The 22,994-nt window shown below is 61.4% G+C and carries 21 protein-coding genes and 1 pseudogene; 8 read left to right on the forward strand and 14 right to left on the reverse strand.

What is annotated here, in order from left to right:
- Positions 1 to 13 precede the first annotated feature (13 nt).
- The 7 genes from ACVW0Y_RS11045 to ACVW0Y_RS11075 all read right to left on the reverse strand — a co-directional run bounded on the left by ACVW0Y_RS11045 (position 14) and on the right by ACVW0Y_RS11075 (position 8,074).
- Positions 14 to 2,983, reverse strand: coding sequence for an HD domain-containing phosphohydrolase (locus ACVW0Y_RS11045; RefSeq protein WP_457438262.1), 2,970 nt, complete (start codon positions 2,981 to 2,983; stop codon positions 14 to 16).
- Positions 2,984 to 3,153: 170 nt separating this feature from the next.
- Positions 3,154 to 4,239 (reverse strand): FUSC family protein, encoded by a 1,086-nt coding sequence (locus ACVW0Y_RS11050; RefSeq protein WP_457438264.1) that lies wholly within the window; start codon positions 4,237 to 4,239, stop codon positions 3,154 to 3,156.
- 22 nt (positions 4,240 to 4,261) lie between these two features.
- The gene (locus tag ACVW0Y_RS11055; RefSeq protein ID WP_457438266.1) at positions 4,262 to 5,593 is read right to left on the reverse strand and encodes a deoxyguanosinetriphosphate triphosphohydrolase; all 1,332 of its coding nucleotides are present in this window, start codon (positions 5,591 to 5,593) and stop codon (positions 4,262 to 4,264) included.
- Positions 5,594 to 5,764: 171 nt separating this feature from the next.
- Positions 5,765 to 6,928: an EAL domain-containing protein gene (locus ACVW0Y_RS11060; RefSeq protein ID WP_457438267.1), complete on the reverse strand. Its 1,164-nt coding sequence runs from the start codon at positions 6,926 to 6,928 to the stop codon at positions 5,765 to 5,767.
- A gap of 122 nt (positions 6,929 to 7,050) precedes the next feature.
- Complete coding sequence (locus tag ACVW0Y_RS11065; protein ID WP_457438268.1) at positions 7,051 to 7,362, reverse strand: hypothetical protein; 312 nt, start codon at positions 7,360 to 7,362, stop codon at positions 7,051 to 7,053.
- Positions 7,359 to 7,745: a phage holin family protein gene (locus tag ACVW0Y_RS11070; protein WP_457438269.1), complete on the reverse strand. Its 387-nt coding sequence runs from the start codon at positions 7,743 to 7,745 to the stop codon at positions 7,359 to 7,361. The genes ACVW0Y_RS11065 and ACVW0Y_RS11070 overlap by 4 nt, the downstream gene beginning before the upstream one ends.
- Positions 7,746 to 7,759: 14 nt before the next feature.
- Entirely contained in the window at positions 7,760 to 8,074 is a 315-nt protein-coding gene (locus ACVW0Y_RS11075; RefSeq protein ID WP_457438271.1) for a DUF883 family protein, read from the reverse strand.
- 373 nt (positions 8,075 to 8,447) lie between these two features.
- Between ACVW0Y_RS11075 and ACVW0Y_RS11080 the strand changes: the two genes are divergently transcribed.
- Positions 8,448 to 9,656 carry an ammonium transporter gene (locus tag ACVW0Y_RS11080; protein WP_457438273.1) on the forward strand — a complete coding sequence of 403 codons (1,209 nt, stop codon included), beginning with the start codon at positions 8,448 to 8,450 and terminating at the stop codon, positions 9,654 to 9,656.
- 81 nt (positions 9,657 to 9,737) lie between these two features.
- On the opposite strand, the gene ACVW0Y_RS11085 is transcribed toward ACVW0Y_RS11080, so the two are convergent.
- The 3 genes and pseudogenes from ACVW0Y_RS11085 to ACVW0Y_RS11095 form a co-directional block, all read right to left on the reverse strand.
- A complete protein-coding gene (locus ACVW0Y_RS11085; protein WP_457438274.1) occupies positions 9,738 to 10,352 on the reverse strand; it encodes a hypothetical protein in 615 nt (204 codons plus the stop codon).
- 7 nt (positions 10,353 to 10,359) lie between these two features.
- Entirely contained in the window at positions 10,360 to 11,190 is an 831-nt protein-coding gene (locus ACVW0Y_RS11090; protein ID WP_457438480.1) for a methyl-accepting chemotaxis protein, read from the reverse strand.
- A gap of 27 nt (positions 11,191 to 11,217) precedes the next feature.
- Positions 11,218 to 11,994, reverse strand: a pseudogene (locus tag ACVW0Y_RS11095) (cache domain-containing protein); the annotation flags it as partial.
- Positions 11,995 to 12,255: 261 nt separating this feature from the next.
- Between ACVW0Y_RS11095 and ACVW0Y_RS11100 the strand changes: the two are divergent.
- From ACVW0Y_RS11100 to ACVW0Y_RS11125, 6 genes are all read left to right on the forward strand, one after another.
- On the forward strand, positions 12,256 to 13,086 hold the full coding sequence (locus ACVW0Y_RS11100) for an undecaprenyl-diphosphate phosphatase (protein WP_457438276.1): 831 nt from the start codon (positions 12,256 to 12,258) through the stop codon (positions 13,084 to 13,086).
- A 42-nt stretch (positions 13,087 to 13,128) separates the two neighbouring features.
- Positions 13,129 to 14,010: a helix-turn-helix domain-containing protein gene (locus tag ACVW0Y_RS11105; RefSeq protein ID WP_457438278.1), complete on the forward strand. Its 882-nt coding sequence runs from the start codon at positions 13,129 to 13,131 to the stop codon at positions 14,008 to 14,010.
- Positions 14,011 to 14,059: 49 nt separating this feature from the next.
- Positions 14,060 to 15,469 carry an NAD(P)/FAD-dependent oxidoreductase gene (locus ACVW0Y_RS11110; protein WP_457438280.1) on the forward strand — a complete coding sequence of 470 codons (1,410 nt, stop codon included), beginning with the start codon at positions 14,060 to 14,062 and terminating at the stop codon, positions 15,467 to 15,469.
- Positions 15,470 to 15,532: 63 nt separating this feature from the next.
- On the forward strand, positions 15,533 to 15,877 hold the full coding sequence (locus tag ACVW0Y_RS11115; RefSeq protein ID WP_457438282.1) for a cupin domain-containing protein: 345 nt from the start codon (positions 15,533 to 15,535) through the stop codon (positions 15,875 to 15,877).
- Between the two features lie 81 nt (positions 15,878 to 15,958).
- Positions 15,959 to 17,032, forward strand: a complete 1,074-nt coding sequence (locus ACVW0Y_RS11120; RefSeq protein ID WP_457438283.1) for a polyamine ABC transporter substrate-binding protein — start codon at positions 15,959 to 15,961, stop codon at positions 17,030 to 17,032.
- Between the two features lie 137 nt (positions 17,033 to 17,169).
- Positions 17,170 to 17,871 carry a DUF1294 domain-containing protein gene (locus tag ACVW0Y_RS11125; protein ID WP_457438285.1) on the forward strand — a complete coding sequence of 234 codons (702 nt, stop codon included), beginning with the start codon at positions 17,170 to 17,172 and terminating at the stop codon, positions 17,869 to 17,871.
- Positions 17,872 to 17,908: 37 nt separating this feature from the next.
- On the opposite strand, the gene ACVW0Y_RS11130 is transcribed toward ACVW0Y_RS11125, so the two are convergent.
- The 3 genes from ACVW0Y_RS11130 to ACVW0Y_RS11140 all read right to left on the reverse strand — a co-directional run bounded on the left by ACVW0Y_RS11130 (position 17,909) and on the right by ACVW0Y_RS11140 (position 20,060).
- Entirely contained in the window at positions 17,909 to 18,655 is a 747-nt protein-coding gene (locus ACVW0Y_RS11130) for a carbonic anhydrase (RefSeq protein ID WP_457438287.1), read from the reverse strand.
- A gap of 119 nt (positions 18,656 to 18,774) precedes the next feature.
- Positions 18,775 to 19,128, reverse strand: a complete 354-nt coding sequence (locus ACVW0Y_RS11135) for an MmcQ/YjbR family DNA-binding protein (RefSeq protein WP_457438288.1) — start codon at positions 19,126 to 19,128, stop codon at positions 18,775 to 18,777.
- 23 nt (positions 19,129 to 19,151) lie between these two features.
- Positions 19,152 to 20,060, reverse strand: a complete 909-nt coding sequence (locus tag ACVW0Y_RS11140) for a LysR substrate-binding domain-containing protein (protein WP_457438290.1) — start codon at positions 20,058 to 20,060, stop codon at positions 19,152 to 19,154.
- Positions 20,061 to 20,198: 138 nt separating this feature from the next.
- Between ACVW0Y_RS11140 and ACVW0Y_RS11145 the strand changes: the two genes are divergently transcribed.
- Entirely contained in the window at positions 20,199 to 20,807 is a 609-nt protein-coding gene (locus ACVW0Y_RS11145) for an FMN-dependent NADH-azoreductase (protein WP_457438291.1), read from the forward strand.
- Between the two features lie 75 nt (positions 20,808 to 20,882).
- Here ACVW0Y_RS11145 and ACVW0Y_RS11150 read toward each other — a convergent pair whose 3' ends face one another.
- Entirely contained in the window at positions 20,883 to 22,802 is a 1,920-nt protein-coding gene (locus ACVW0Y_RS11150) for an autotransporter domain-containing protein (protein WP_457438292.1), read from the reverse strand.
- Between the last annotated feature and the right edge of the window lie 192 nt (positions 22,803 to 22,994).

The raw sequence follows: 22,994 nt of genomic DNA on the forward strand, positions 1-22,994 counted from the left end.
ACCTACGCCAGCCTTAACCGAGTTTGCCTAATAGCGCCTCGACATCAACCTCATCGATCTGCCCCGGCTGCAGGAAGCGCTGGGCGTATTGCATATGCACGTCGCTGCGCACGAACAGGGAAAACAGCTGCTGGTCGATGTGTGCGCCTTTGCACATGCCGATCATGATGTTCAGCGCCTCGGACAGGGTCTTGCCCCGTTTATAGGGACGGTCCACCGCAGTCAGGGCTTCGAAGATGTCGGCAATCGCCATCATCCGCGCCGGCAGGCTCATCTCTTCCTGGCGCAGGCGTTTCGGGTAGCCGCTGCCATCCATTTTCTCGTGATGCCCACCGGCGATCTCGGCGACATTGGCCAGGTGCGCGGGGAAGGGCAGGTGGTTGAGCATCAGGATGGTTTGCACAATGTGGTTGTTGATGATGTAGCGCTCTTCGGCGGTCAGGGTGCCGCGTGCTACGCCGAGGTTGTACAGCTCGCCGCGGTTGAATTTATAGATCGGTTCGTTGAGTTTGAAACCCCAGGGATTTTCCACCGGCATGCTGTCTTTGGCACCCCGTTCGAACAGGTGCTCGGGCTTGTCGGCCAGTAGCGATTCGCTGACCGGCAGCGCCGGTGCCGGAGTGCGGCTCTGGCGCTGGTTCTCTTCCCAGGACACGCCGAGGCGGTCGTCGAGGGTGCGCGTCCAGGTACGCATGCCGATCTGCCCAAGGCGTTCGATATCGGCCTCGGCCATGGCTTCGCCGCCCAGGTTACAGCGCGCGACAAAGGCGAATTCCTCGTCGAGGGCGGCCAGCAGTTCATCGCGCAGGGCGGCCAGTTGCCCTTCATTGCCGCCACCGGCGACACCTTGCCAGTAGCTGATCCAGGCATCGCGCTTGAGCACCTCGAAGCGCGTGCGCACTTCGTGGATACGGTCGTAGAGGGTTTCCAGTTTGGTGGCCTTGTCCACCACGTATTCGGGGGTGGTGACCTTGCCGCAGTCATGCAGCCAGGCGGCGATATGCAGTTCTTCCCACTGGTCCTCATTGGGTTGGTAGGCGGCAAATGGCGGCTCGTCGCTGTCGGCGGCGGCGCGGGCGAGCATCAGGGTCAGTTCCGGCACGCGCTGGCAGTGGCCGCCGGTATAGGGGCTCTTGGCGTCGATGGCACCGGCGATCAATTGGATAAAAGCATTCAGCAGTTTTTTCTGGTTCTCGAGCAGGCGCTGGCTTTCGATGCACAGCGCCGCCACGCCGGATACCGCTTCGACGAACGCAATGCGCTCAGGGCGCAACATGGCCTCGTCTTCCGGGTGCCCGGTGTCACGCTGCAATAGCACCAATACGCCGAGGGTCTGGCCCTGGCGGTTGTGCAGGCCGGTGGCGGCCAAGTGGATGCGCGGGCTGTCGAGGGTCAGGAGGATTTCACCGAGGCTGGCGGCCTGGTCGAAACCCAGGCTCTGGGTGGTACTGGCACCGCCCTTGGCCGGGCCCTCCAGCCAGAATGGCAGATCGTTGGCGTTGGCCTGATAGCTGGGCAGCTGGTATGGGTCGAGTTCACGGGTTTGTTTGTCGAGGATCAGCCCTTTGGGTTCCAGGCTGCCGCTGTCGGCATCGAACAGGTAGATCAAACCGCCCTGGGCACCACTGATGTCCACGGTTTCCTCCAGGACCCGGGCGAGCAGGGTGTCGAAACGGTTTTCCGCGGACAGGCTGGAGGCGATATTCAGGAAGCTGGAAATGGTTTCCTTCATACGCGCCATGGAGGTGGCCAGCTGGTCGATCTCCAGAATCGGCGAATGACCGCTGGCCGGGTGGCTGAAGTCGAAACGACGGATCGCTTCGGCTTCCAGCACCAGGCTGCGCAGCGGACGAATGATCAACCGTGAACTCAACCAGCCCAGCGGCAGGCACAGCAGCAGAATGGCCAGGGTAACCAGGGCACCTTGCCACCGGATGCGGTAGGCATCTGCCAGCAGCTCGTCCTCGGGCACCACCAGCGCCAGGTTAAGGCCCTGTGGGCCGCCTTCCTGCAGATGACTGCGCGAGACCACCCAGTTGCGTTGGCCCAGCTGCAGGTTGCCCTGTTGGGCATCGTTGAGGTCATGGTCGATCAGGGTAGCGAGCACCGGGCTGAGGTCGCGGGCCTTGGCCAACTGCGCCTTGTCGCTCTGCACGATCAGGCGGCTGCTGTCGGGGTAGGCGATGGCGTTGCCGCCGCCGTCGTAGAGCACCACTTCGCTGGAGGGGGTGATTTTGTGTTTGGCCAGGGTGGCAGACAGATCGGCCAGGGTCAGGTCGGCGGCGATCACTGCATGTTCGCCGCTGACGCGGGCCAGGGTGGTGCCGACATTGCCGGTGGAAAAGAACACATAGGGTGCCGTGGTGATCTGCTCGTCGCGCTTGTCAGTCTGACTGCGGGCGCTGGAATACCAGCTGCGGTTGCGCGGGTCGTAGCGCTCTTTGAGGTTCTGCCGGCGGGTGATCAGGTTCAGCCCGGCGTCGTAGTAGGCCGACTCCGATTGCACTGACTCGGTGAGTGCCGACTCGCCCATGCGGTCGATCGTCCAGACCTGATAGGCGGCATCTGTCGGTGCGTCGAATTTGTCCTTGAGGGCCTGGGTGGACAGCGGACGCACCATAAAAAAATCGCCGTCGTCATAACCCAGGTACAGCGAGGCCAGTTTCGGGTTGTCACGCAGTGCCTGAACGAAGGAGGGCAGCAACGCCATGCGCTGGTAGTGGTCGGCGGCCTGATTGCTTTCCTGCAGGGCCAGCAGGCTGAGCAGGTGGCGGATGGGTTGATAGGTATTGAGCAGGTCGTGCTGCACATCTTCCTGGATGCGGCTGAACAGTTCGTTGCTGCTGGAGAAGATCACCTGAGTGGTCTGCCGGTAGTTGAACAGCCCCAGCACCACACCGGTAATCAGCAGCAAGCAGGTGAACAGCACGCTGATATGGACGTGCAACGAATAGCGACGTTCGACGCGGGGAGACTTGGGCATTTGCGCATCACTCCTTGAACAGCGCAGGTAGAAGTCGAGCAGGTACAGGCTAGGGGCACACCAGGCAGGTGCAGTCCGGCGTGGGCATCGCTGCGCTCAACTCCTCGCCGAGACAAGAGCCAAGCATAGTGAACGAGCGCAATTTCTGCCGAGCAAAAAACGTGCGTGCGTCACTCTTGTAACGAGGAGGTTTGCGCGGGCTGGTCGGACGGTTTTTTAGCCGTCTGGCGCTGATCCAGATAGCGCCGGACCCCATGCATCAACAACGCCACCGCCAAGGCAATCACTACGCCGCTCAAGGTGTTGAGTACGCGCACCTGGCCCAGGTGCCAATCGTGGGAGAGACTTTCGGCAAGCAGCAGAAAACACAAGGTGGTCTGCAGCACGAACAGGCCATAGTGATTGGCCTGGAAGGCACGGCTCAAGGCAATCAGCGGCAGCATGACCGCCACCATCACCGGCGGGCTTTGCAGGCTATGGCCGAAGTAGATCAGCAAGGAGGCGGCAGCAAGGCTGGCCAGGCTGGCTTGCACTGCACGTACCAGGCTGCCCTGGAACTCCAACTGCAAGGTGGCGACCACGGCGATGGTCAGCCAGTAACCGCGCGGCAGCTCGGCCAGCTCGACGGTCAAGCCAGCGAGGGAAAATGCCAAGGTGCAGTTGATCGCGTGCAACAGCCATTGGCGCCGCGGTTGGCGTTGGGCATGCCGGCGCAGCACTTTCAGGATGCCCAGCAGGCGGGGCATCCGCGGCCACATGCGCAAGCCATGCACACCGCGCAAGGCAAAGGCCAGCAGGGTGACCCACAGACCACCGAGAATAAACAGCATGCCCACGGCATAGGGGTTGCTCAGGTTGCCCACGCCATGTTGCCCCTGACCCAGGCACAGACAGATCGCCAGACCGATACCGAGCTTGCCGGCCTCGGCACCAAAGCGTTGCAGCCAGGCCAGCAGAAAGCCGAACAGGGCGAACAGACCGAGGCTGATCAGCGGATGGTCGGCACCCCAGAAACCCAGCCCGGCGCTCCAGGCACCGAGGCCGATCAGCAGCAACATGCGCAGCATGCCGAAACGGTGCAGCGGGTTGGCCTTGGCGGCCTGGAACGCGCCCACCGAAGCCCAGAGAAAACCCGGGTGGCCACTGAACAGGCCGAGGATCAGCGGCAAGGCGCAACCGAGCATGGCCACCATCGCCGGCCCCCAGGCGGGTGGGCCGGACTGCCAACTGAACACTTGCCGCAAAAGCTTGCGCATACGCCTCTCTATCAACTTGCCGTTATACCGGGCTGGAGCGCCCGGTCATTTCCGCTGCCATTTCGGTAGCGTAGCTGTCGGTCATGCCGGCGATGAAATCGATCATGCGCAGGAACGAGCGGTGCAGCGTCCAGTCCGCCTTCGGGGTGTTGTAGCCGAGCAGATCGAGGATGCGCTGGTTCTTGAACGACAGGCTGTCACCCGAATGCAGTTCGAGGGCCGCGCCGCAGAAATTGTTCAGGAGAATTTCCAGGGTGGTGTAGGCACCGATCTCGTGCAGGGTTTTACGTTTGTCCTGGAAGATTTTTTCCCGCGCCATATTTTTCGCCCCCAGTACGCAGCGCTTGGCCTGGGCATCCATATGTTCCACCAGGTCGCCCTGCAGGGTGCCGGCCAGCAACGCCTCCTGCTGCTCGACAAAGGCATGGGCGGCGGCGTTGGTCAGGTGTTCGATGGCTTTGCCGCGCAAAATCGCCAGCTTGCGCCGTTGCGAGTCGCGCGGGCCGAGCAGGCGGTAGGTTTCCGGTAGGTCGTCGCCCACCAGGCCGAGCAACACGGCTTCCACTTCCGGGTAGTCGAGCAGGTCCATTTCCAGCCCGTCTTCCAGATCGATCAGGCCGTAGCAGATGTCGTCGGCCGCCTCCATCAGGTACACCAGCGGATGGCGCGCCCAGCGCTCGTTATCGATCTGCGGCAGGCCGAGTTTGCCGGCGATCTGTTCCAGCAGCGGCAGCTCGCTGCGGTAGCAGCCGAACTTGTGTTTTTTGTAGCCAAGCGCGTCGGCGTGTTGCGAGGTCCAGGGATATTTGAGGTAGGTGCCGAGGGTGGCGTAGGTCAGGCGCGTGCCGCCGTCGAACTGGTGGTATTCCAGCTGGGTGAGCACGCGAAAGCCCTGGGCGTTGCCTTCGAAATGCAGGAAGTCCTGGCGCTCCACGTCGCTCATGCTATCCAGCCAGCCGCGCCCGGCGGCCTGCCGGAACCAGTGGCGAATGGCGTCTTCGCCGGAATGGCCGTAGGGCGGGTTGCCGATGTCGTGGGCCAGGCAGGCCGACTGCACGATCATGCCCAGGTCATTGGGTTCGCACCAATCGGGCAGGGCATCGCGCAGCATCTCGCCCACCCGCATGCCCAGGGAACGGCCGACGCAGCTGACTTCCAGGGAATGGGTCAGGCGCGTATGGATATGGTCGTTGCTGGACACCGGATGCACCTGGGTCTTGCGTCCCAGGCGGCGAAAGGCACCGGAGAAGATGATGCGGTCGTGGTCTTTGTGAAATGGGCTGCGGCCCAGTTCGGCAGCGCTGTGGGTCGGCTTGCCGAGACGTTCGCGGTTGAGCAGTGTCTGCCAGTCCAAGGCCAGTCCTCGCCGTTCAGTGGCTGATGAGGGGGTAGCTTCCCGGTTCCGGGAGCGGGCTGCAAGGGCACAGGCTGGAATCTTCCCGTAGGAGCGGCTTCAGCCGCGATGCCTTTGCTCTTTTCAGCCTCAAGAGCATCGCGGCTGAAGCCACTCCTACGAGGGGTGGTGTTACAAACCGGCCACGTCGATATCCAACAGCAGCAAGCGCTGGCCATTGTCGATAAATTGCCCGGCGGTTAGGCAGTACTGGTTGCTGGTGGCATCGCGGTAGGTGGAAGACAGAATCAGCCGACGCTCATCCCAGCCTTCGGCCAGCAGTTGATAGAAGTACGGCCGCCACGACCAGTTATGGCCCAGGTAACGGCCATCTTCACGCCAGCCGCTACCCGTCCATTCCAGGTTGGGTGTCAGCTGGGTGCCGTTGGGGTCGCATTGATACACCCGCAGCAACCAGGGGTAGGCGGTGGGCGCGGGCAGGTTGGCCAGGGGCACGTCGGCTTCGGCCCAGGCCTTGAGGCTGTTCATCAGCCCGGTGAGCTGTTGACGCAAGGCCATCAGGCGGGCGCGCTCGGACAGTTTGTTGTGCACGTAACGGTTGCGCAGTTCGGCAAAACGCTCGACGAAAGCGTCAGCGGGGAAGAACTCACGCTCGGGTTTGGCGAACAGGTAGCCCTGCACATAACGCGAACCGCATTCGAGGGCAAAATCCAGCTCGGCTTCGGTTTCCACCCCTTCGGCGATGATCCAGCAGCCGGTTTTCTCGGCCATCTGCGCCAGGGCTTTCACCACTTCGCTGCTCGGGCCGCCGCGGGCCGCTTCCTGGAACAGGCGCATATCGAGTTTGAGAATGTCCGGCTGCAGCGCCAGTACGCGGTCGAGCTGCGAGTAACCGGCACCGAAGTCGTCGATGGCAATACGCGCACCGGCTTCGCGGTAGCGCGCGACCACTTCCGGTAAACGCAGGCTGCCGCCACCCAGCTCGGTGATTTCAAAGACGATCCGTTCAGGGGCGACGCCATGTTTTTCCAGCTGCTTAAGGCTGGGCAGCGGCTGATTCGGGCGCAGACGGCCGATCCAGCGCGGGGAGATATTGATGCTTAGAAACCAGTCGGCGGGTGCTGCGTGAAAACGTTGCAGGGCATCGGCGCGTACTTCCCGGTCGAGACGACGCAGGGCGGTCATGGGGAATTTGGGGTCAGCGAACAGCGGTCCTACCGAAGCCAGGCGGCCGTCGGCTTGTTGCAGGCGGCCCAGTGCTTCGATACCGGCGATACGGCCGGTGGCGGTATCAATAAACGGCTGGAAGCAGGCAAGCGGTTGCCCGTCGATCACAGTCACATCCTTAGTTACGGTTTGCGGTTCCGCCCGCGTAAAGCTGGGCGATGAACAGCGCAGGATTGCTGTTCATGCCGTTCCGTTTGCAAGAAGGTGGCCAGTTGTAAGACAGACGGTAGTCAGCGTGGTGGGCGGTTCTTCAACGCCACTGCCAACAGCGGATAGAGGCTCATGCCGATTTTCAGCCAGCGGCTGAGCTTTTTGCTTTTACCGCCGAAAAAACCCAGCAGGCTGACCCCGGCCACGCCCCACAGTGGGGCATGGCTGGTGCTCAGGCTGCTTTGCCAACTGCTGGCGGTACCACGCATTTTGCGCAGCGGTTGGAGCAGCTCCTGGGTTTCGTGACGCAACTCGTGGCGGTGCATTTCCATACGCAAGCGAACCAGCTGTTTGCGCAGTTCCTGACGGGTGGGTTTCGCTGTTTGGCTCATGGCATCAGGCGCTCACGGTCGCGGGCCAGCTCTTCGAGGGTGGCGCTGAAGGGGGAGTGTTCGTCGGTAACCTGGTTGCGCAGCAGCAAGGCGAAGACCAGCGTCGCCACGGCATAGAACACGCACAGGCCGACCACGCCAGCGATGCGGTAGCTGTCCCAGACCAGAATCAGCACCAGGGCGGACAGGCCCAATAGCAACAGCAGGGCAAACACCAGGGCCAAACCGGCAAACAGCAAGACGTTGAGGGTGCGGCTTTTCTGTTCTTGCAGCTCGATACCAAACAGCTCGATATGGCTGTGCAGCAAGCCGAGAAAGGCTGCACTCAAACGTTTGGGCGAGGGGCCGCGACCTTGCAGGGGCGGCGGGGGCAGGGCGTCCATTCCGTCACTCATGGTTAGCGACGCGAGGCCAGCAGGCCGAGCAGGAAGCCAACGCCGGCAGCGATGCCGACCGACTGCCATGGGTTCTGCTGCACATAGGCCTCGGCGCTGGCGACCGCTTCCTCGGCGCGTTCGCGTACTGAATGTTCGGTGAGTTGCAGGGTGTCGCGGGCGCGTTTGAGGCTGTCGTGGATGCTCAGACGCAATTCATCGGCTTCGGCACCGGCCAGGCTGGCGGTGTGGTCGAGGAGCTTTTCGGTGTCGGCAATCAGTGCCTGGAATTCGGCGACAAGCTCTTCCTGGGCGCGTTCGTTGGCCTTGCTAACCATAGTGAATCTCCTTGATTGAGGTCTTTGGGGTTCGAGTCGCCGGCCGGATGGATGGTTCCATCTACCGGTACCCGCGCGATCCAGCCTAGTGGCCTGGAACGCTTGGTATAGCGCTTGCATTCCGCTGGTGCGGAGTGGGCTGGATTTGCGCCGTAATCGCGCATTTCAGCCCTTGAACAAGGTGGCAACAGTGTTGCTCAACCGAATGAAAAATAAAGAAAAGAACTAACCGCTCAATTTTCCTGCCCGTTTCCCTGGTACTAAATCGGTTCGTGCCGCTGAGCAGAACTGGTGCGTTGCGGCGTCATCATGGTGCGTACATAGGAGCGTTGAGCTGCTTTGGTGCTTTTTCGCTGCCGGAGTCGCTTCATCGATGGAAAACCTCAACAGCGCCGTGCAAACCCTGATCTCGGGTTCCAACACGGTGTTCATTCTGCTTGGCGCGGTCATGGTGTTGGCCATGCATGCCGGGTTCGCTTTTCTGGAAGTTGGCACAGTCCGGCAAAAGAACCAAGTGAATGCCTTATCGAAGATCATTTCTGACTTCGCCATGTCGGCCCTGGCGTACTTTTTTGTCGGCTACTGGGTGGCCTATGGCGTGACCTTTCTGGTACCCACCAGCCAGTTGGCCGTTGAGCACGGCTACGCCCTGGTGAAGTTCTTTTTTCTGCTGACTTTTGCCGCGGCAATCCCGGCGATTATCTCCGGTGGCATTGCCGAGCGCGCCAAGTTCGGCCCGCAGCTGTGCGCCACGCTGCTGATCGTGGCCTTTATCTATCCGTTTTTCGAAGGCCTGATCTGGAACGGCAACTTTGGTCTGCAAGTCTGGTTGGCGAAGCGCTTTGGCGCCAGCTTCCATGATTTCGCCGGTTCCGTGGTGGTACATGCCATGGGCGGCTGGCTGGCCTTGGGTGCCGTGCTGCTGTTGGGCAAGCGCAATGGTCGCTACCGCGACGGCAAGCTGGTGGCCTTTGCCCCGTCGAATATCCCGTTCCTGGCCCTGGGCTCGTGGATTCTTATCGTCGGCTGGTTCGGCTTTAACGTAATGAGTGCGCAGGCCCTGCCAGGCGTCAGCGGCCTGGTGGCAGTGAATTCGCTGATGGCGATGGTCGGCGGCACGCTTGCGGCGCTGTTCGTCGGGCGTAACGACCCGGGCTTTTTGCACAATGGCCCCTTGGCGGGTCTGGTGGCGATCTGCGCCGGCTCTGACCTGATGCATCCGGTGGGCGCGCTGATCACCGGGCTGGTGGCCGGTGCCTTGTTTGTCTGGGCCTTTACCGCCACCCAGGTGAAATGGCGTATCGACGATGTGCTCGGCGTATGGCCATTGCATGGCCTGTGCGGTGTCTGGGGCGGGATTGCCTGCGGGGTCTTCGGCCAGCAGGCGCTCGGTGGCCTGGGCGGCGTGAGCCTGATCAGCCAGTTGATCGGCACTGGCCTGGGCGTGATCGTGGCGCTGCTCGGTGGCTTGCTGGTGTATGGCGTGCTGAAGGCGACGGCGGGGATTCGCTTGAACCAGGAAGATGAGTATTACGGAGCGGATCTGTCGATTCACAAGATTGGTGCGGTTAGCCAGGACTGATTAAAAGCATCGCGGCAAAAAGCCGCTCCTACAAGATCGCCCAGTCCGTAGGAGCGGCTTCAGCCGCGATGCTGTTGGGGCCTAACACACCAAACTATCCGCCTGCCGATACAGCATCAGCATCTTGCGGGTGATGGTCTGGTGGATATCGTCGCGTTCGAAGGTGGACAGGTGAGTGAGCTTGTTAACCTGCAAACGGTGCAGGTGGATATAGGGCATCTGCTGGTCGAACTCGCGCAAGTCACCCTTCATCATGATCGGCAAGAACACGTCGCCGAGCTTTTTCTGGCTGTTGATGATCTGCGCCAGTGCCGGTTTGAACGGCATGGTCTTGGGCGTACTGCCGTCGTCTTTCATTTCCGTGCTGAGGAGCAGCCCGGGCTTGCCCACCAACACCCCGGGCAGCACGCACAAGCCGGTTTTGCGCACCGCAGCGGCGTCGATGCCGTGCAGGGTGTCGTGGAAGGCGTAGGCATTGGGCAGCACCACCATCTTGCGGCCCAGATCGGTGGGGAAGTGCAGGGTGTAGTTGGTGTACAGCTGACGCACCGACTCGGAATACACGCAGAAGCGGTTCTCGAACAGGCGGATGAAGCGCTCGGCCAGCTCGCGGCGGGCCATGCTCTCCATATCCCAGATCAGATCCTGGTTTTCCGGCTGTTGGAGATTGATCTCCTGGTGTTCCATGTTCGTCATGCAGTCCTCATACGCGGAATTGGCGCAATAGCCGGTTCAATTCATCGGCCAGTTGATTCAGGTGTTGGCTGGCACTGCTCGATTGCTCGGCGGCCATCGCCGTGTTGTGCGCCAGACTGGCCGCGTCGGTGACGTTCTGATTGATGTCCTCGACCACATGCGCCTGCTGCAACGTGGCGCTGGCGATGGAGGCATTGAGGCTGGTCAGGTTGCGTAGCGACTGGCTGATCTGGTCCAGACTTTCCCCCGCCTGGCGCGCCTGTTCGACGGTCAGTTGCGAGGCCTTGCTGCTTTCGTTGATGACGTTTACGGCCGCTTCCGAATTGGTTTGCAGGCGTTCGATCATCACTTGGATTTCGGCGGTCGACTTCTGTGTACGCTGGGCCAGCAGGCGAACCTCATCGGCCACCACGGCGAACCCGCGCCCCTGTTCTCCGGCCCGCGCTGCTTCGATGGCGGCGTTCAGGGCGAGGAGGTTGGTCTGTTCGGCGATGGAGCGTATCACTTCCAGCACACCACCGATCTGGGTTGTTTCCTGAGCCAGGTTCCGGATCACTTCCACCGCTTCGCCAATGGTGCCAGAGAGCTTGTCGATCTGCTGCAGACTACGTTCGATATTGGCCTGCCCCTGCTGCGCATTGCTCTCGGCACCTTGTACTTCGGAGGAAGCCTGCTCGGCGTTTTTCGCCACATCCTGCACGGCGTATGTGACCTCATTAATAGCGGTGGCCACCTGTTCCATCTGCATGGCTTGTTGCTGGCTGTCCTGCTGGGATTTATCGGCCACGCCGCCAAGGGTGTCGGCGGACTGATTGAGCGCGGTGGCCGCTTGCAGCATCTGGCTGATGGTCAGGCGCAGTTTGCTGGTGAAGGTATTGAAGTGCTTGGCCAGGGCGGCCAGCTCATCCTGGCCGTCGCTGGTCAGGCTGCGCGTCAGGTCGCCTTCGCCACTGGCGATATTGGCCATGGCGCTGACCACCTCGCGCAGCGGGCGGGTGATGCTGCGGCTGATATACAGCACCAGCAGCGCCATCAACACGGCGATGCCGATGCCCAGCATGGAGGCGCGCATCGCCTGCTCACGGAACTCGGCCTGCATATCATCGATATACACCCCCGAGCCGACAATCCAGCCCCAGGGCTCGAACAGCTGCACATAGGAAATCTTCGGCACCGGCTCGCTGGCCCCCGGTTTCGGCCAGCGGTAAGCAACCATGCCGGCACCTTTGGCCTTGGCGATGGTGACCATCTCGTTGAACAGGAATTTGCCGTCCGGGTCTTTCAGGCCGCTGAGGTCCTGGCCTTCCAGTTTCGGATTGGTGGGGTGCATGACCATCTTCGGACCCAGGTCGTTGATCCAGAAGTAGTCATCCTTGGCATAGCGCAAACCGCGTACCGCTTCCATGGCCTGTTTCTGTGCCTGCTCGCGGGTGAGGGTGCCGGCGGTCTCCAGGCTGTGAAAATAAGTCAGCACGCCGGCGGCACTTTGCACCACATGTTGGGTCTTTTGAACCTTGGCGCTGTACAGGTCGTGGTTGATCTGCTGCAGCATCAGCAAGCCGAGGCTGACCAGCATGACCAGGGCGACGGCCAGAATCAGCCACAGCCGACTATGAATCGGTAGTTTGCGCAGGCTTTGCATGATGGGAAGCTCCAGGCATTTTTGTAGTTGTACTGCCTTGAAAGTAGGCGTTGCAGATGGCTTTGCAACACTACAGGGGAAATGTGCTTAAAGGCAGCAGCATCGCGGTAAGTTGTCTGCTACATTTCCGCGCCAAAGCGGCATTCCCAAGCGCTTGACGCTCTACCGACCGTGGTTGGTCTTGGTTTTTTTTCTGCCGACACCTTGTTCGTCGACAACATTTATCTGGCGATGCGGAGCATCGCCCATGGGGGAAGTTGCATGGATCTTTGGAGCGCTGCGCAGGCGTTGATTCTGGGTATTGTCGAAGGGCTCACCGAGTTCCTGCCGATTTCCAGTACCGGGCACCAGATTATCGTCGCCGACCTGCTGAACTTCGGTGGTGAGCGGGCCATGGCGTTCAATATCATCATCCAGCTCGGCGCCATCCTGGCGGTGGTCTGGGAGTTCCGCAAAAAGATCTTCGATGTGGTGTTGGGCTTGCCCAAGGATCGTCAGGCTCAGCGCTTTACCGGCAACCTGCTGATCGCGTTCTTCCCGGCGGTGATTCTCGGCGTGATCTTCGCCGACCTGATCCACCACTACCTGTTCAACCCCATCACCGTGGCTGCGGCCCTGGTGGTTGGCGGCGTGATCATGCTGTGGGCCGAGCGCCGCCAGCATGCGGTGCATGCCGAGACGGTGGATGAAATGACCTGGAAAGATGCCCTCAAGGTCGGCTTAGCCCAGTGCCTGGCGATGATCCCCGGTACCTCGCGTTCCGGTGCCACCATTATCGGCGGCCTGCTGTTCGGCCTGTCGCGCAAGACCGCCACCGAGTTCTCGTTCTTCCTGGCCATGCCGACCATGGTGGGTGCCGCGGTGTACTCGGGTTACAAGTACCGTGACCTGTTCCAGCAGAGCGACCTGCCGGTGTTCGCCATCGGTTTCGTCACTGCCTTTATCTTCGCCATGATCGCCGTGCGCGGTCTGCTGAAGTTTATCGCCAACCACAGCTACGCCATGTTTGCCTGGTACCGCATCGCGTTTGGTCTGCTGATTCTGGCCACCTGGCAATTCGGTTGGATAGATTGGAGCGCCGCCCAGCCGTAAGCTATCCGGCCCGTACCGGTGCCATGTAGTCAGGTAGAAGAAATGACCCGCAGCCCCAGCTTTCCGGTTTCGCCCACCGAGCGTTTCGACCGCCCGGAGCAAACCGAACTCACCCGTGACGTGGTGCTGCGCTACCACCTTTGCTGGAAGAACCGCGACCTGGAAGGGGTGCTGGCGCTCTATCACCCCGAGGTCGAATACCACGATTTCTTCCAGAACCGGGTGCTGCTGCTTGATGACCTGCGCGAGTACGTGCGCGCCACCATGCCCCGCGATCCGGAAGAAGCGCTGGAACACAGCGACCGCATTCGCGTGGACGGCGACACCGCCTTTATCCAATACCGCATCACCTTGCGCGGCGGCGAGGGCCTGGTGTCGTTTCGTACCAGCGAGGCGCTGACCGTGCGCGACGGGCTGATCTGGCAGGTCAACGAATACGCCTCGCTGATGCACGAAGCCAGCGACGCCAACCCGCAAGCTGGCGACTCGCGCCCGGCCATCAGCCGCCTGGGCCTGTCGGCGCGGCAACTGGGCTTTCTTGCCGACGACCTGCAGCACTATTTCCAGCAACACCAGCCCTATCTGGACGCTGAGCTGAACCTGCAACAGGTGGCCACGGCTACGGGCTACAGCCGCAACCAGATTTCCTACCTGCTCAACCAGGTGCTGGGGCAAAGCTTCTACCGATACGTCAACCAGGCGCGCCTGCAGCACTTGCTGGCGGCGGTGGAAACGGCCACGACGCCGGTGCGCATCGATGAACTGGCGTTCGCCGCCGGCTTCAATTCGCTGTCGGCTTTTTACAGCTGCTTCCGCCAGCACACCGGCCTTACCCCCAAGGCCTATCTGAAACAGAACGGCCAGCAACGGGCCTCCGCGCAAATTTCTGCGCGGGCCCGCGCGCAAGACAAGCCGGGAATCTAGCCTCTAGTCTCTGCGCCATTGGTTGGCGAAGACGAGACTGGAGCTGGGCATGAGCGCATGGCGCAACGTTAGTTTGTGGATGGATCAGCTCGACGAGCCGTTGATTGCGCGTGCGCCGCTGGTGGGTGCAGTGGACGCCGATGTGGCGATTATCGGTGCCGGCTACACCGCGTTGTGGACTGCCTATTACCTCAAGCGCCAGGCACCGGAGCTGCGCATCGTTCTGCTCGAAGCGGAGATTGCCGGCTTTGGTGCCTCCGGGCGTAATGGCGGCTGGCTGATGGGCAATCTGCTGGGCGAAGACCGTCTGCTTGCCGAGCTGACGCCGAGCACGCGGCGCGAGTCCCTCGACCTGCTGCACGGCATTCCCGATGAAGTCGGCCAGGTGCTGCAGCGTGAAGGCATCGATTGCGACTACCGCAAAGCCGGCATCCTCTATACCGCCGCGCGCTACCCAGAGCAGGAAACCAGTCTGCGTGGGCAATTGCGCAGCCTGCATCAGCAGGGCCTGACGGAGGCGGATTACCGCTGGCTGTCGGTCAACGAACTGAATGAGCAACTGCGCGTGGCCAGGCCCTACGGCGCCATCTACACCCCACATTGCGCCACCATCCAACCGGCCAAACTGGTACGCGGTCTGGCCCGTACCGTCGAGCGCATGGGCGTACAGATCTTCGAGCAAAGCCGCGTTCAGCATTGGCAACCCGGCCTGGTGCGTACCGCCCAGGGCGAGGTGCGGGCCAACTGGGTGGTGCCGGCGATTGAAGGGTATTCGGTGACATTGCCACCGCTGGGCAACCACCTGCTGCCCGTGCAAAGCCTGATCGTCGCCACCGCACCGCTGCCGGCGGCCACCTGGGCCGAGATCGGTCTGGAGCGTGGTCAGGCTTTCAGCGAAGCCAGCCGCCAGGTTACCTATGGTCAGCGCACCAAGGATGATCGCCTGGTGTTCGGTGCCCGTGGTGGCTACAAGTTCGGCGGTAAGCTGCGTGCGGACGCCAGCCTCAGCGAGGATGAAATCCAACTGCGGCGCTACCTGTTCGGCGAACTCTTCCCGATCCTGAAAAAAGTGCCCATCACCCATTCCTGGGGCGGCAACCTGGGCATGTCGCGCAGCTTCCATCCGCACATGATCTGCGACCGCAAGAATCAGGTGGCGCTGTCTGGTGGCTATGGCGGCGAGGGCGTCGGTGCCAGCAACCTGGGCGGGCGCACCCTGGCGCAGCTGATTCTTGGCGAAACCAGCGTGCTGACCCGCCAGCCCTGGGTGCAACTGGACAGCAGCATTCGCCAGGGCCTGCGTACCTGGGAACCCGAACCCTGCCGCTGGCTGGGCTACAACGCCATCATCAAAAGCTTCGTCAACGAAGACAAAGTTCTCGCCAACCCCAGCAGCGCGCCCTGGCGCCGTAGCTTTGCCAGTGGCCTGGCGCAGTTTATGGAAGGCTTTATGCACTGATGACCACCCACGGTCCTACGGGATGCGCTTCTGATATCAACCTACGAAACAACGAGTGCCGCTATGACCATCACCCACTTCAAAAACACCCCCGCCGCCGTGCTCGAAGAATCCTTCCCGGTCGCCGTACCGCTCAGTGAAGTCGTGGCAGTGGCCTCGACCACCAGCGTCGAGCGCGACGACGCGGTGGAAACCGGCATCTGGGAATGCACCCCAGGCGTCTGGCGTCGGCAGATCGTCGCGCAGGAGTTCTGCCACATTATCGCCGGGCGCTGCACCTTCACCCCCGATGGCGGTGAGCCCATGCAAATCAAGGCTGGCGATGCGCTGATGATGCCGGCCAATACCCTGGGTGTCTGGGATATCCAGGAAACCGTGCGCAAAACCTACGTACTGATCTTCAAGTGACAAAGCGCGCGGGGCGTCGATTCCGGCGGCCCGCTAGCCCTGCAACACACCTTCTAAAAACAAGAAACACAGAGAAACGTCATGCTTAAATTCTTTGCTCCGCTCCTGCTTGTCGCCTCGGTCAGCCAGGCTGCCGACACCGTGAAAATCTACAACTGGTCCGACTACATTGCGCCGGACACCCTGAAGAACTTCCAGGCCGCCAGCGGCATCACGCCGATCTACGACGTGTACGACAGCAACGAAACCCTCGACGGCAAATTGATGACCGGCAAATCCGGTTACGACGTGGTGTTTCCGTCCAACCACTTTATGGCCCGGCAGATCCAGGGCGGTGCGCTGAAGAAGCTCGACAAAAGCCAGCTGCCGAACTGGAACAACCTCAACCCGGTGCTGCTCAAGGCTCTGGAAACCAACGACCCGGGTAACGAACACGGCTTCCCGTACCTGTGGGGCAGCACCGGCATTGGCTATAACGTGGCCAAGGTCAAAGCCGTGCTCGGCGATGTACCGCTGGACTCCTGGGACCTGATTCTCAAACCCGAAAACATGAAAAAGCTCAGCCAGTGCGGCGTGGCGATTCTCGACAACGGCCCGGAAGTGTTGCCGATCACCCTGCATTACCTGGGCTTGCCACACCACAGCAAAGACCCGGCCGACTACAAGAAAGCCGAAGCCGTGCTGATGCAGATTCGCCCCTACGTGCGCTACTTCCATTCCTCCAAGTACGTCACCGATCTGGCCAATGGTGAAATCTGCGTAGCCGTCGGTTTCTCCGGCGACATCATGCAGGCCGCCAACCGCGCCAAAGAGGCCAACAATGGCGTGGACATCGGCTATGTGATCCCCAAAGAGGGCGCGCCGATGTGGTTCGATATGGTCTCCATGCCTGTCGACGCGCCGGATGAAAAAGCTGCTTACGCCTTTATGAACTACCTGCTGGACCCCAAGGTGATGGCGCAGATCAGCGACTACGTACGCTACGCCAACGGCAATGAAAAGGCCGACAGCCTGGTGAGTACCGACTTGAAAAACGACACCAAGGTCTACCCCAGCGCGGACACCCTGAAAACCATGTTCGCCCTGGAAGCCATGCCACTGGCCACCGACCGCATTCGCACGCGGCTGTGGAACAAGGTTAAATCCGGAAATTGATTGAGTCGCCACTCCCGTAGGAGTGGCCTCAGCCGCAATGCTTTTAAGATGGGGAGCATCGCGGCTGAAGCCGCTCCTACAGATACGCGACGATCTTGTAAGCTGCGCGGCTCAATGACCCGGCAGGAGCCAAAGGCATGGAGCTACGCGGCTCAATCAAAAGTTGGAACGATGACAAAGGCTTTGGCTTTGTCACCCCGGACGCCGGTGGCCCTGCGGTGTTCGTGCATATCAGCGCAATGCGCGGCGAGCGGCGTCCGCAGGCCGGCGATGCGGTGTTTTATATCGCCGGCAAGGATGAGCAAGGGCGGCTGTGCGCCTCGCATATGCGGTTGCAAGGCCTGAGCCTGGACCAGCCAGCCATCCGCATCAAACCCAGAAAACCAACGGTCAAGGCGGCGACACCAAAACGCCCGCGCCGCCCCTCGAACATGGCCGTGCCGCAGCAGCTGGGTTTCAAACTGGTGGTATTTGCCGTGCTCTGTGCAGCGCCCTTGCTCGGCGCGCTGCAACTCTTTGTTTACCACCACTGGATCTGGGCATTGGCCCTGTACCCGTCTGCCAGCCTGCTGGCCGTGGTTTTCTACGGTCACGACAAACAGCGCGCCATGGACGGCGGGCGGCGTACGCCGGAAAAAACCTTGCACCTGTTGGAGCTGCTCGGCGGCTGGCCGGGTGCCTTGTTGGCGCAACAGTTGTACCGACACAAGACACGCAAGGTCGATTACCAGCTGGTGTTCTGGGGGATTGTTCTGGGCCACCAACTGCTTTGGCTGGATTGGCTGCTGCTCAAGGGGCAATACCTGGGGTGGGCGATTCGGCTGGTGACGGGTTTTTAGGCCGGTGCGCAGGTGCTGAATGCAGGTGCGGCGGCAATCACTCGCTGACTTCAATCACACGGCCGTTCAGCGGTTGTACCGGACGGGCGTTCATCGGGAACAACGCGCGGAACGCGTCAATCTGCTCCCTGGATAGCTCCAGCGGTTGTTTAAGCACCTGCCAGCGCACACCGTCGCTGCATGGCGGGGTGGTCAGCGAACCGGTGAACCGGTAGTAGCCAGGGTCGTTGGGCAGCAGGGCACTGGGGGCGAACGCCGTCACCACGTGGTTTTTACCGGTGCCAGGCAGGTACGCGAAGATGGGCTTGAGTGCCTGGTTTTCCTTGCCTTCTGTGAACTGCACGGCGACCACCCAAAGCACGCCATCGGCGGACCGGTGCACCAGGTGGGCATCCATTGGGTAGGCTTTGCCATCGAAGTGTTCTTCGCTCGGCGTATGGAAATGGAACTGCAACAGCCCAGCCTGCACGTCGCCCACGTTCAGCAGGTTTCCAGCAGGCACATTGACCTGGATGGTGTGGCCATTGTTGACCACCTCGGCGCTGCCGCTGTTGTAGTTGAAGGTCAATGGCGGCAATGGCGTGCGTTGGCTTTGCGCGGTGTCGATGTTGATGGGTGATTGGGATTTGCTGGCCCGGCAGGCCACGTTGGCAGGGTCGAGGTCGGCCCAATGTTCGGGGCCGTCGAGGCCTGCATAGCTCCAGTGCGCGTCAGCGGCTGCGGCGGTACTCGACAAGCCGCCAAAGGCCAGCAGAAGGGTGGACAGTGCAAACAGATTTTTCATGAGATCGCTCCAACAGAAATGAACGTGCAGCGATCATTTCTGTTGGAGCGGCGCAGCGATGCAGGATCGATTGTTAAGGTGTGCGGGAATGCACCTGACAGTTAGTAGAAGCTTCAGCGTCAGGGCAGGTCGAGTAGTAACCCTGCCTGCCGGATCTTCGGCAATTTGCGCACCACAAGCTGGTGGGAGCGCCTCAGCAGGTCTTGCAGTTCCGCGCTGCTTACCACCTCGGGTTTATCCAGGCGTATCCAGTGGGCGCGGGCGAGATAGGGGGCAGGGCGGATACCCGGGCGGTCGACATAGCCGAGAAACAAGTCCTTATCGACCTTGAACGCCAGGCCCTCGCCGAGAAAGTTGATGATGGCGACCATCTTGTTCTGCTGCACGGAGAACACTCGGTTGTCGCCCCATTTCAGGTCCTCGCGCACGCCAGGCAGTTGCAAGAGAAAGGCCGCAGTTTCTTCGGTGTTCATCGCGAATTCCTTATCGGTGGCAGTCAGACCGGCAGGGTCCAGTCGCCGCGAAATGCCTCGGTGATGTGTTCGATCCAGGCCCGTACCGCCGGCAGCATACCGCGCCGATGGGGGTACACCGCCTGCAGATAGCCGCCCGGCAGATTCCATTGCGGCAGCAACTGCAGCAAACGGCCGTCGGCCAATTCTTCGTGGCAATTCATCAGCGGCAGCATGGTAAAGCCCAGGCCAGCCAGCGCGGCGTTTTTGCGCACCATGAAATCTTCGATGGCCAACCTTGGCTCCAGGGCAATTTCACGTTTGTTGCCTTGGGCGTCCACCAGGCGGAAGTGCACCTTGCGGTCCGGGTCGAGGGCCCCGAGCACGGGCAGTGAATGCAGGTCTTGCAGGTTGGCGATCTGGCGCCCGGCCAATAGCGACGGTGCAACCACCAGCACAGCCGAGGCCGGGCGAAGTTTGCGGGCGATCAGGGCGGGGTCTTCGTCGCCTTCGTCGCGTACCCGCAGGGCAACGTCTATACCTTCGGCCAGCAGATCGACGCGGCGATTGAGCAACACGATCTCCAACTGCACCTGCGGGTAAGTGCCGAGGAAGTCATTGATGATCGGCGACAGGTAGGACTCGGCCAGCGCCGTAGGACAGGACACGCGCAAACGCCCGCGTGGCTCGCTGGAGTGGGTGGCCACGGCTTCATCGGCCATATCGGCGGCGAGAATCATGGTCTGGCAATGGCGGTAGTAGTGCTCGCCGATATCGGTCAGCGCCAGCTTGCGCGTGCTGCGTTGCAACAGGCGGGCGCCAAGGCGCTCTTCCAGCTCGGCAATGCGCCGCGACAGCCGCGACTTGGGCACGCCCAACAGGCGTCCGGCTGCCGCGAAACCGCCGGCTTCCACCACTTTGGCGAAATAGAACAGGTCGTTGAGATCTTGCATAACGGCTCTTGAATGGAGGTATCGTCCTACCAGTGGGACGAACTATCACATTTTTGCCGACTAATACGCTATTGGTTTCACCGGTAGGATTGCCAACATTCCATCGCCGCACGGCGATCTTTACTCGGAGAACGCCCCATGAAACTTCTGCACATCGATTCGAGCATCCTCGGCGACAACTCGGCCTCCCGCCAACTGAGCAAGTCCGTGGTCAGCGCCTGGCAAGCCAGCGAAGCCGGCATTCAAGTCAGCTACCGCGATCTGGCCGACGATGCCTTCAGCCACCTGTCCGCTGCCAGCCTGGTAGCCGGCGGTACTCCAGCTGAACTGCGCGACGCTGCGCAAAAACACGAAGCCGACCTGGCCGAAGCCACCCTGAATGAATTCCTGGCTGCTGACGCCATCGTCATCGGTGCGCCGATGTACAACTTCACCGTGCCGACCCAGCTGAAAGCCTGGATCGACCGGATCGCCGTCGCCGGTAAAACCTTCACCTACGACGAGAACGGCCCGAAAGGTCTGGCCGGCGGCAAGAAAGTGGTGATCGTTTCCACTGCTGGCGGTATCCACGCCGGTCAGGCCAGTGGCATCGCCCACGAAGACTACCTGCAACTGGTACTGCGCTTCCTTGGTATCACTGATATCGAAGTGGTCCGTGCCCAAGGTCTGGCCTACGGCGAAGAGCCGCGTGCACAAGCTCTGGCCGCTGCCAACCAGCAGGTTGCTGAGCTGTTCGTCGCCGCCTGAGGCCGGGCTGAAAACCAAAATCCCCGCCTAGGCGGGGATTTTTTTGGCTACGGGATTTTGTTCTTCGGGCCCGGCTTAAAAGCTCAGGCTCAGCCCGAGGTTGACGCCCTGCTGGGTGAGGTCGTCGGTTTTGCTCAGGCTGTAGCCGGCCTGCAAAGCCAGCTGTGGCGTGAGCTGTTGGTTGACGCCCAGCGCCAGGCGGTTGAGCTGTTGCGCTGGCCGGTAGCCGGCCAGGGTGTAGGGCAGGGTGGGCAGGCTTTTCTGATTCATGGTCAGGGTTTGCGTGTCGGCGTTGAACTCATGTTCGTGGGCCACTTCGGCAAACACGCGGGTGCCCGGCAATACCTGAACGCTGCCGAGTAACCCTGCGCCCAGGCGTTTGCTGGTGAAGTGCTGGCTGTCGATCTGCAGGGTGGTCGAGCGTTCACCCTGTTCGGCATAGCCATCGACGCTGACCCGCGAATACGCCGCGCTGATAAAGGGCGCGAGCTGCCAGCGGCTGGTGGCGGCTGCCAGGTCATAGCCGAAGCGGGAGCTCAGGCCCCAGAGCGCGCCATGGGTATCGCCTTGCTCGGCGCGGTCGTTGATACCCAGGGCGAAGGTCCGTTGCAGGTCGCGGTAGTTCAGATAGCCGCCGGTCAACGCGCCGTCTGCCCACCAGCTGTTGTGCTGGAACTGCATAAAGGCGCTGCCCAGGTAACTGTCGAGTTTGTAGCGTGAATCCGCTTCGCCGACCTTCAGGCTCTGGCGGTAGGCACCGGCCAGCAATCCGGCGCGCCAGTCGTCGTTGAGGCGATAGCTGCCGCCCACTTGCAGGTCGTAGTGATGACCATCGGCTGCGGCGCTGCTGTCCTGCTCATCGAAGTCCTGCCGCTGGCCGCCGCTGTTGACGATGGCACGCCAAGTGGCCACCGGCTGCCAGGCACCGGCATCACTTTGCCAGGCGGTTTGCAGTGCGGTTTCCTGGGCATTGAAAGTGGCATTGGCCATTTGTGGCAACAGGCTGAGTTCCCAGGGCGCGGCCAGCAGCGAGTAGGCGTAGTCGGCAATGATCTGGTGGCCGGCGTTGGTGGGGTGAACGCCGTCGTTGAACAGCAGCTTGCTCGGGTCCGGGCTGGTGCCACCCAGTCCGTAGGTCGGGTTGGCGGTGCATTCACTGCCGCTGAAGCAGGTGGTGAGCAAAGGTGCGCCGGTGATCATGCCGAAGCTGGCGGGGTTGGCGATGATTTCACTAAGCAGGCGCGGCATGTTCAGCGGAATGATCTGCGCCGGTACCGTGGCCAACTGGCTGACCAGCGCCTGATTGAACGCCGCGACCAACTGGCTGAGGGCAGCTTGTTGCGGCTTGCCATAGTTGAGCGGTGTCAGGCCCAGATCGGGCAGTAGCCAGACCATCAGATAACGGCCGCCGGCCTGTTGCAGGGCGCGCACGCTGTCGGTCAGGCGCGCGGCGGCTGCGGCGGCAGTGGCCTGACTGGTTACCAGGCTATTGAAAAAATCGTTGGCACCGCCATCGAGGTAATACAGCGCTTTGGGATCGGCTTTGAAGGCGGACGATGCAAGGTAGCCCGGCCGTTGACGCAAGGGCACGCCGGCAAGGCTGACCGTGGATTTGCCGGTGATTGAATCGAGGATATCGGCGGTGGTGTTGCCGCCAGTAGCCCAGTTGTTACCGTCGGGCTGGCCAAGCGTCGGGGCGAACACGGAGGTTGAGGGTAAAAGGTTGGTGGCATCGATGCCCAGCTTGCCACCCAGCAGGGTGGAGTTTACCGGGCCGATAATCTCGCGGTTGTTGTTCAGGTATTGCGGACCCACCCGGTTGGTAAACCGTTTGGTGGCACCCGCTGGGCCATCGATATCAGGATACTGGCCGGCATCAAGCAGGCTGTCGCCAAATACGATGAGGTTGGAGTAGGGCATCGGTGCGCCATGGCTGGCGCTACACGCCAAAGCCAGCAGGCAGGCAGCGCCAGGGAGATAGGCCGGTTTGCTCATGGATCAGTCCTTCTGCATGGGTCGGAAACAGGAGGACGATCATTGAATTACCCGGATTGTCGGGACTATCGGAGGGCGCTGCTTGATGCGCTGGAAAGCTCCCGCAGTGGTTTCCCGAGGTACGGCGATTTTTCTGGCACAAGTCATGCTTTTGTAACCTGTATGTGAACCCGCATGTGTTTGTGCGCTGTT

It is taken from the genome of Pseudomonas sp. TE3786, assembly GCF_054057335.1.

Coding starts and splice junctions, on each gene's coding strand:
- ACVW0Y_RS11045 (WP_457438262.1), bottom strand. CDS start 2,983: ATGCCCAAGTCTCCCCGCGTCGAACGTCGCTATTCGTTGCACGTCCAT.
- ACVW0Y_RS11050 (WP_457438264.1), bottom strand. CDS start 4,239: ATGCGCAAGCTTTTGCGGCAAGTGTTCAGTTGGCAGTCCGGCCCACCC.
- ACVW0Y_RS11065 (WP_457438268.1), bottom strand. CDS start 7,362: ATGAGCCAAACAGCGAAACCCACCCGTCAGGAACTGCGCAAACAGCTG.
- ACVW0Y_RS11070 (WP_457438269.1), bottom strand. CDS start 7,745: ATGGACGCCCTGCCCCCGCCGCCCCTGCAAGGTCGCGGCCCCTCGCCC.
- ACVW0Y_RS11075 (WP_457438271.1), bottom strand. CDS start 8,074: ATGGTTAGCAAGGCCAACGAACGCGCCCAGGAAGAGCTTGTCGCCGAA.
- ACVW0Y_RS11080 (WP_457438273.1), top strand. CDS start 8,448: ATGGAAAACCTCAACAGCGCCGTGCAAACCCTGATCTCGGGTTCCAAC.
- ACVW0Y_RS11085 (WP_457438274.1), bottom strand. CDS start 10,352: ATGACGAACATGGAACACCAGGAGATCAATCTCCAACAGCCGGAAAAC.
- ACVW0Y_RS11090 (WP_457438480.1), bottom strand. CDS start 11,190: ATGCTGCAAGCGGCCACCGCGCTCAATCAGTCCGCCGACACCCTTGGC.
- ACVW0Y_RS11100 (WP_457438276.1), top strand. CDS start 12,256: ATGGATCTTTGGAGCGCTGCGCAGGCGTTGATTCTGGGTATTGTCGAA.
- ACVW0Y_RS11105 (WP_457438278.1), top strand. CDS start 13,129: ATGACCCGCAGCCCCAGCTTTCCGGTTTCGCCCACCGAGCGTTTCGAC.
- ACVW0Y_RS11110 (WP_457438280.1), top strand. CDS start 14,060: ATGAGCGCATGGCGCAACGTTAGTTTGTGGATGGATCAGCTCGACGAG.
- ACVW0Y_RS11115 (WP_457438282.1), top strand. CDS start 15,533: ATGACCATCACCCACTTCAAAAACACCCCCGCCGCCGTGCTCGAAGAA.
- ACVW0Y_RS11120 (WP_457438283.1), top strand. CDS start 15,959: ATGCTTAAATTCTTTGCTCCGCTCCTGCTTGTCGCCTCGGTCAGCCAG.
- ACVW0Y_RS11125 (WP_457438285.1), top strand. CDS start 17,170: ATGGAGCTACGCGGCTCAATCAAAAGTTGGAACGATGACAAAGGCTTT.
- ACVW0Y_RS11130 (WP_457438287.1), bottom strand. CDS start 18,655: ATGAAAAATCTGTTTGCACTGTCCACCCTTCTGCTGGCCTTTGGCGGC.
- ACVW0Y_RS11135 (WP_457438288.1), bottom strand. CDS start 19,128: ATGAACACCGAAGAAACTGCGGCCTTTCTCTTGCAACTGCCTGGCGTG.
- ACVW0Y_RS11140 (WP_457438290.1), bottom strand. CDS start 20,060: ATGCAAGATCTCAACGACCTGTTCTATTTCGCCAAAGTGGTGGAAGCC.
- ACVW0Y_RS11145 (WP_457438291.1), top strand. CDS start 20,199: ATGAAACTTCTGCACATCGATTCGAGCATCCTCGGCGACAACTCGGCC.
- ACVW0Y_RS11150 (WP_457438292.1), bottom strand. CDS start 22,802: ATGAGCAAACCGGCCTATCTCCCTGGCGCTGCCTGCCTGCTGGCTTTG.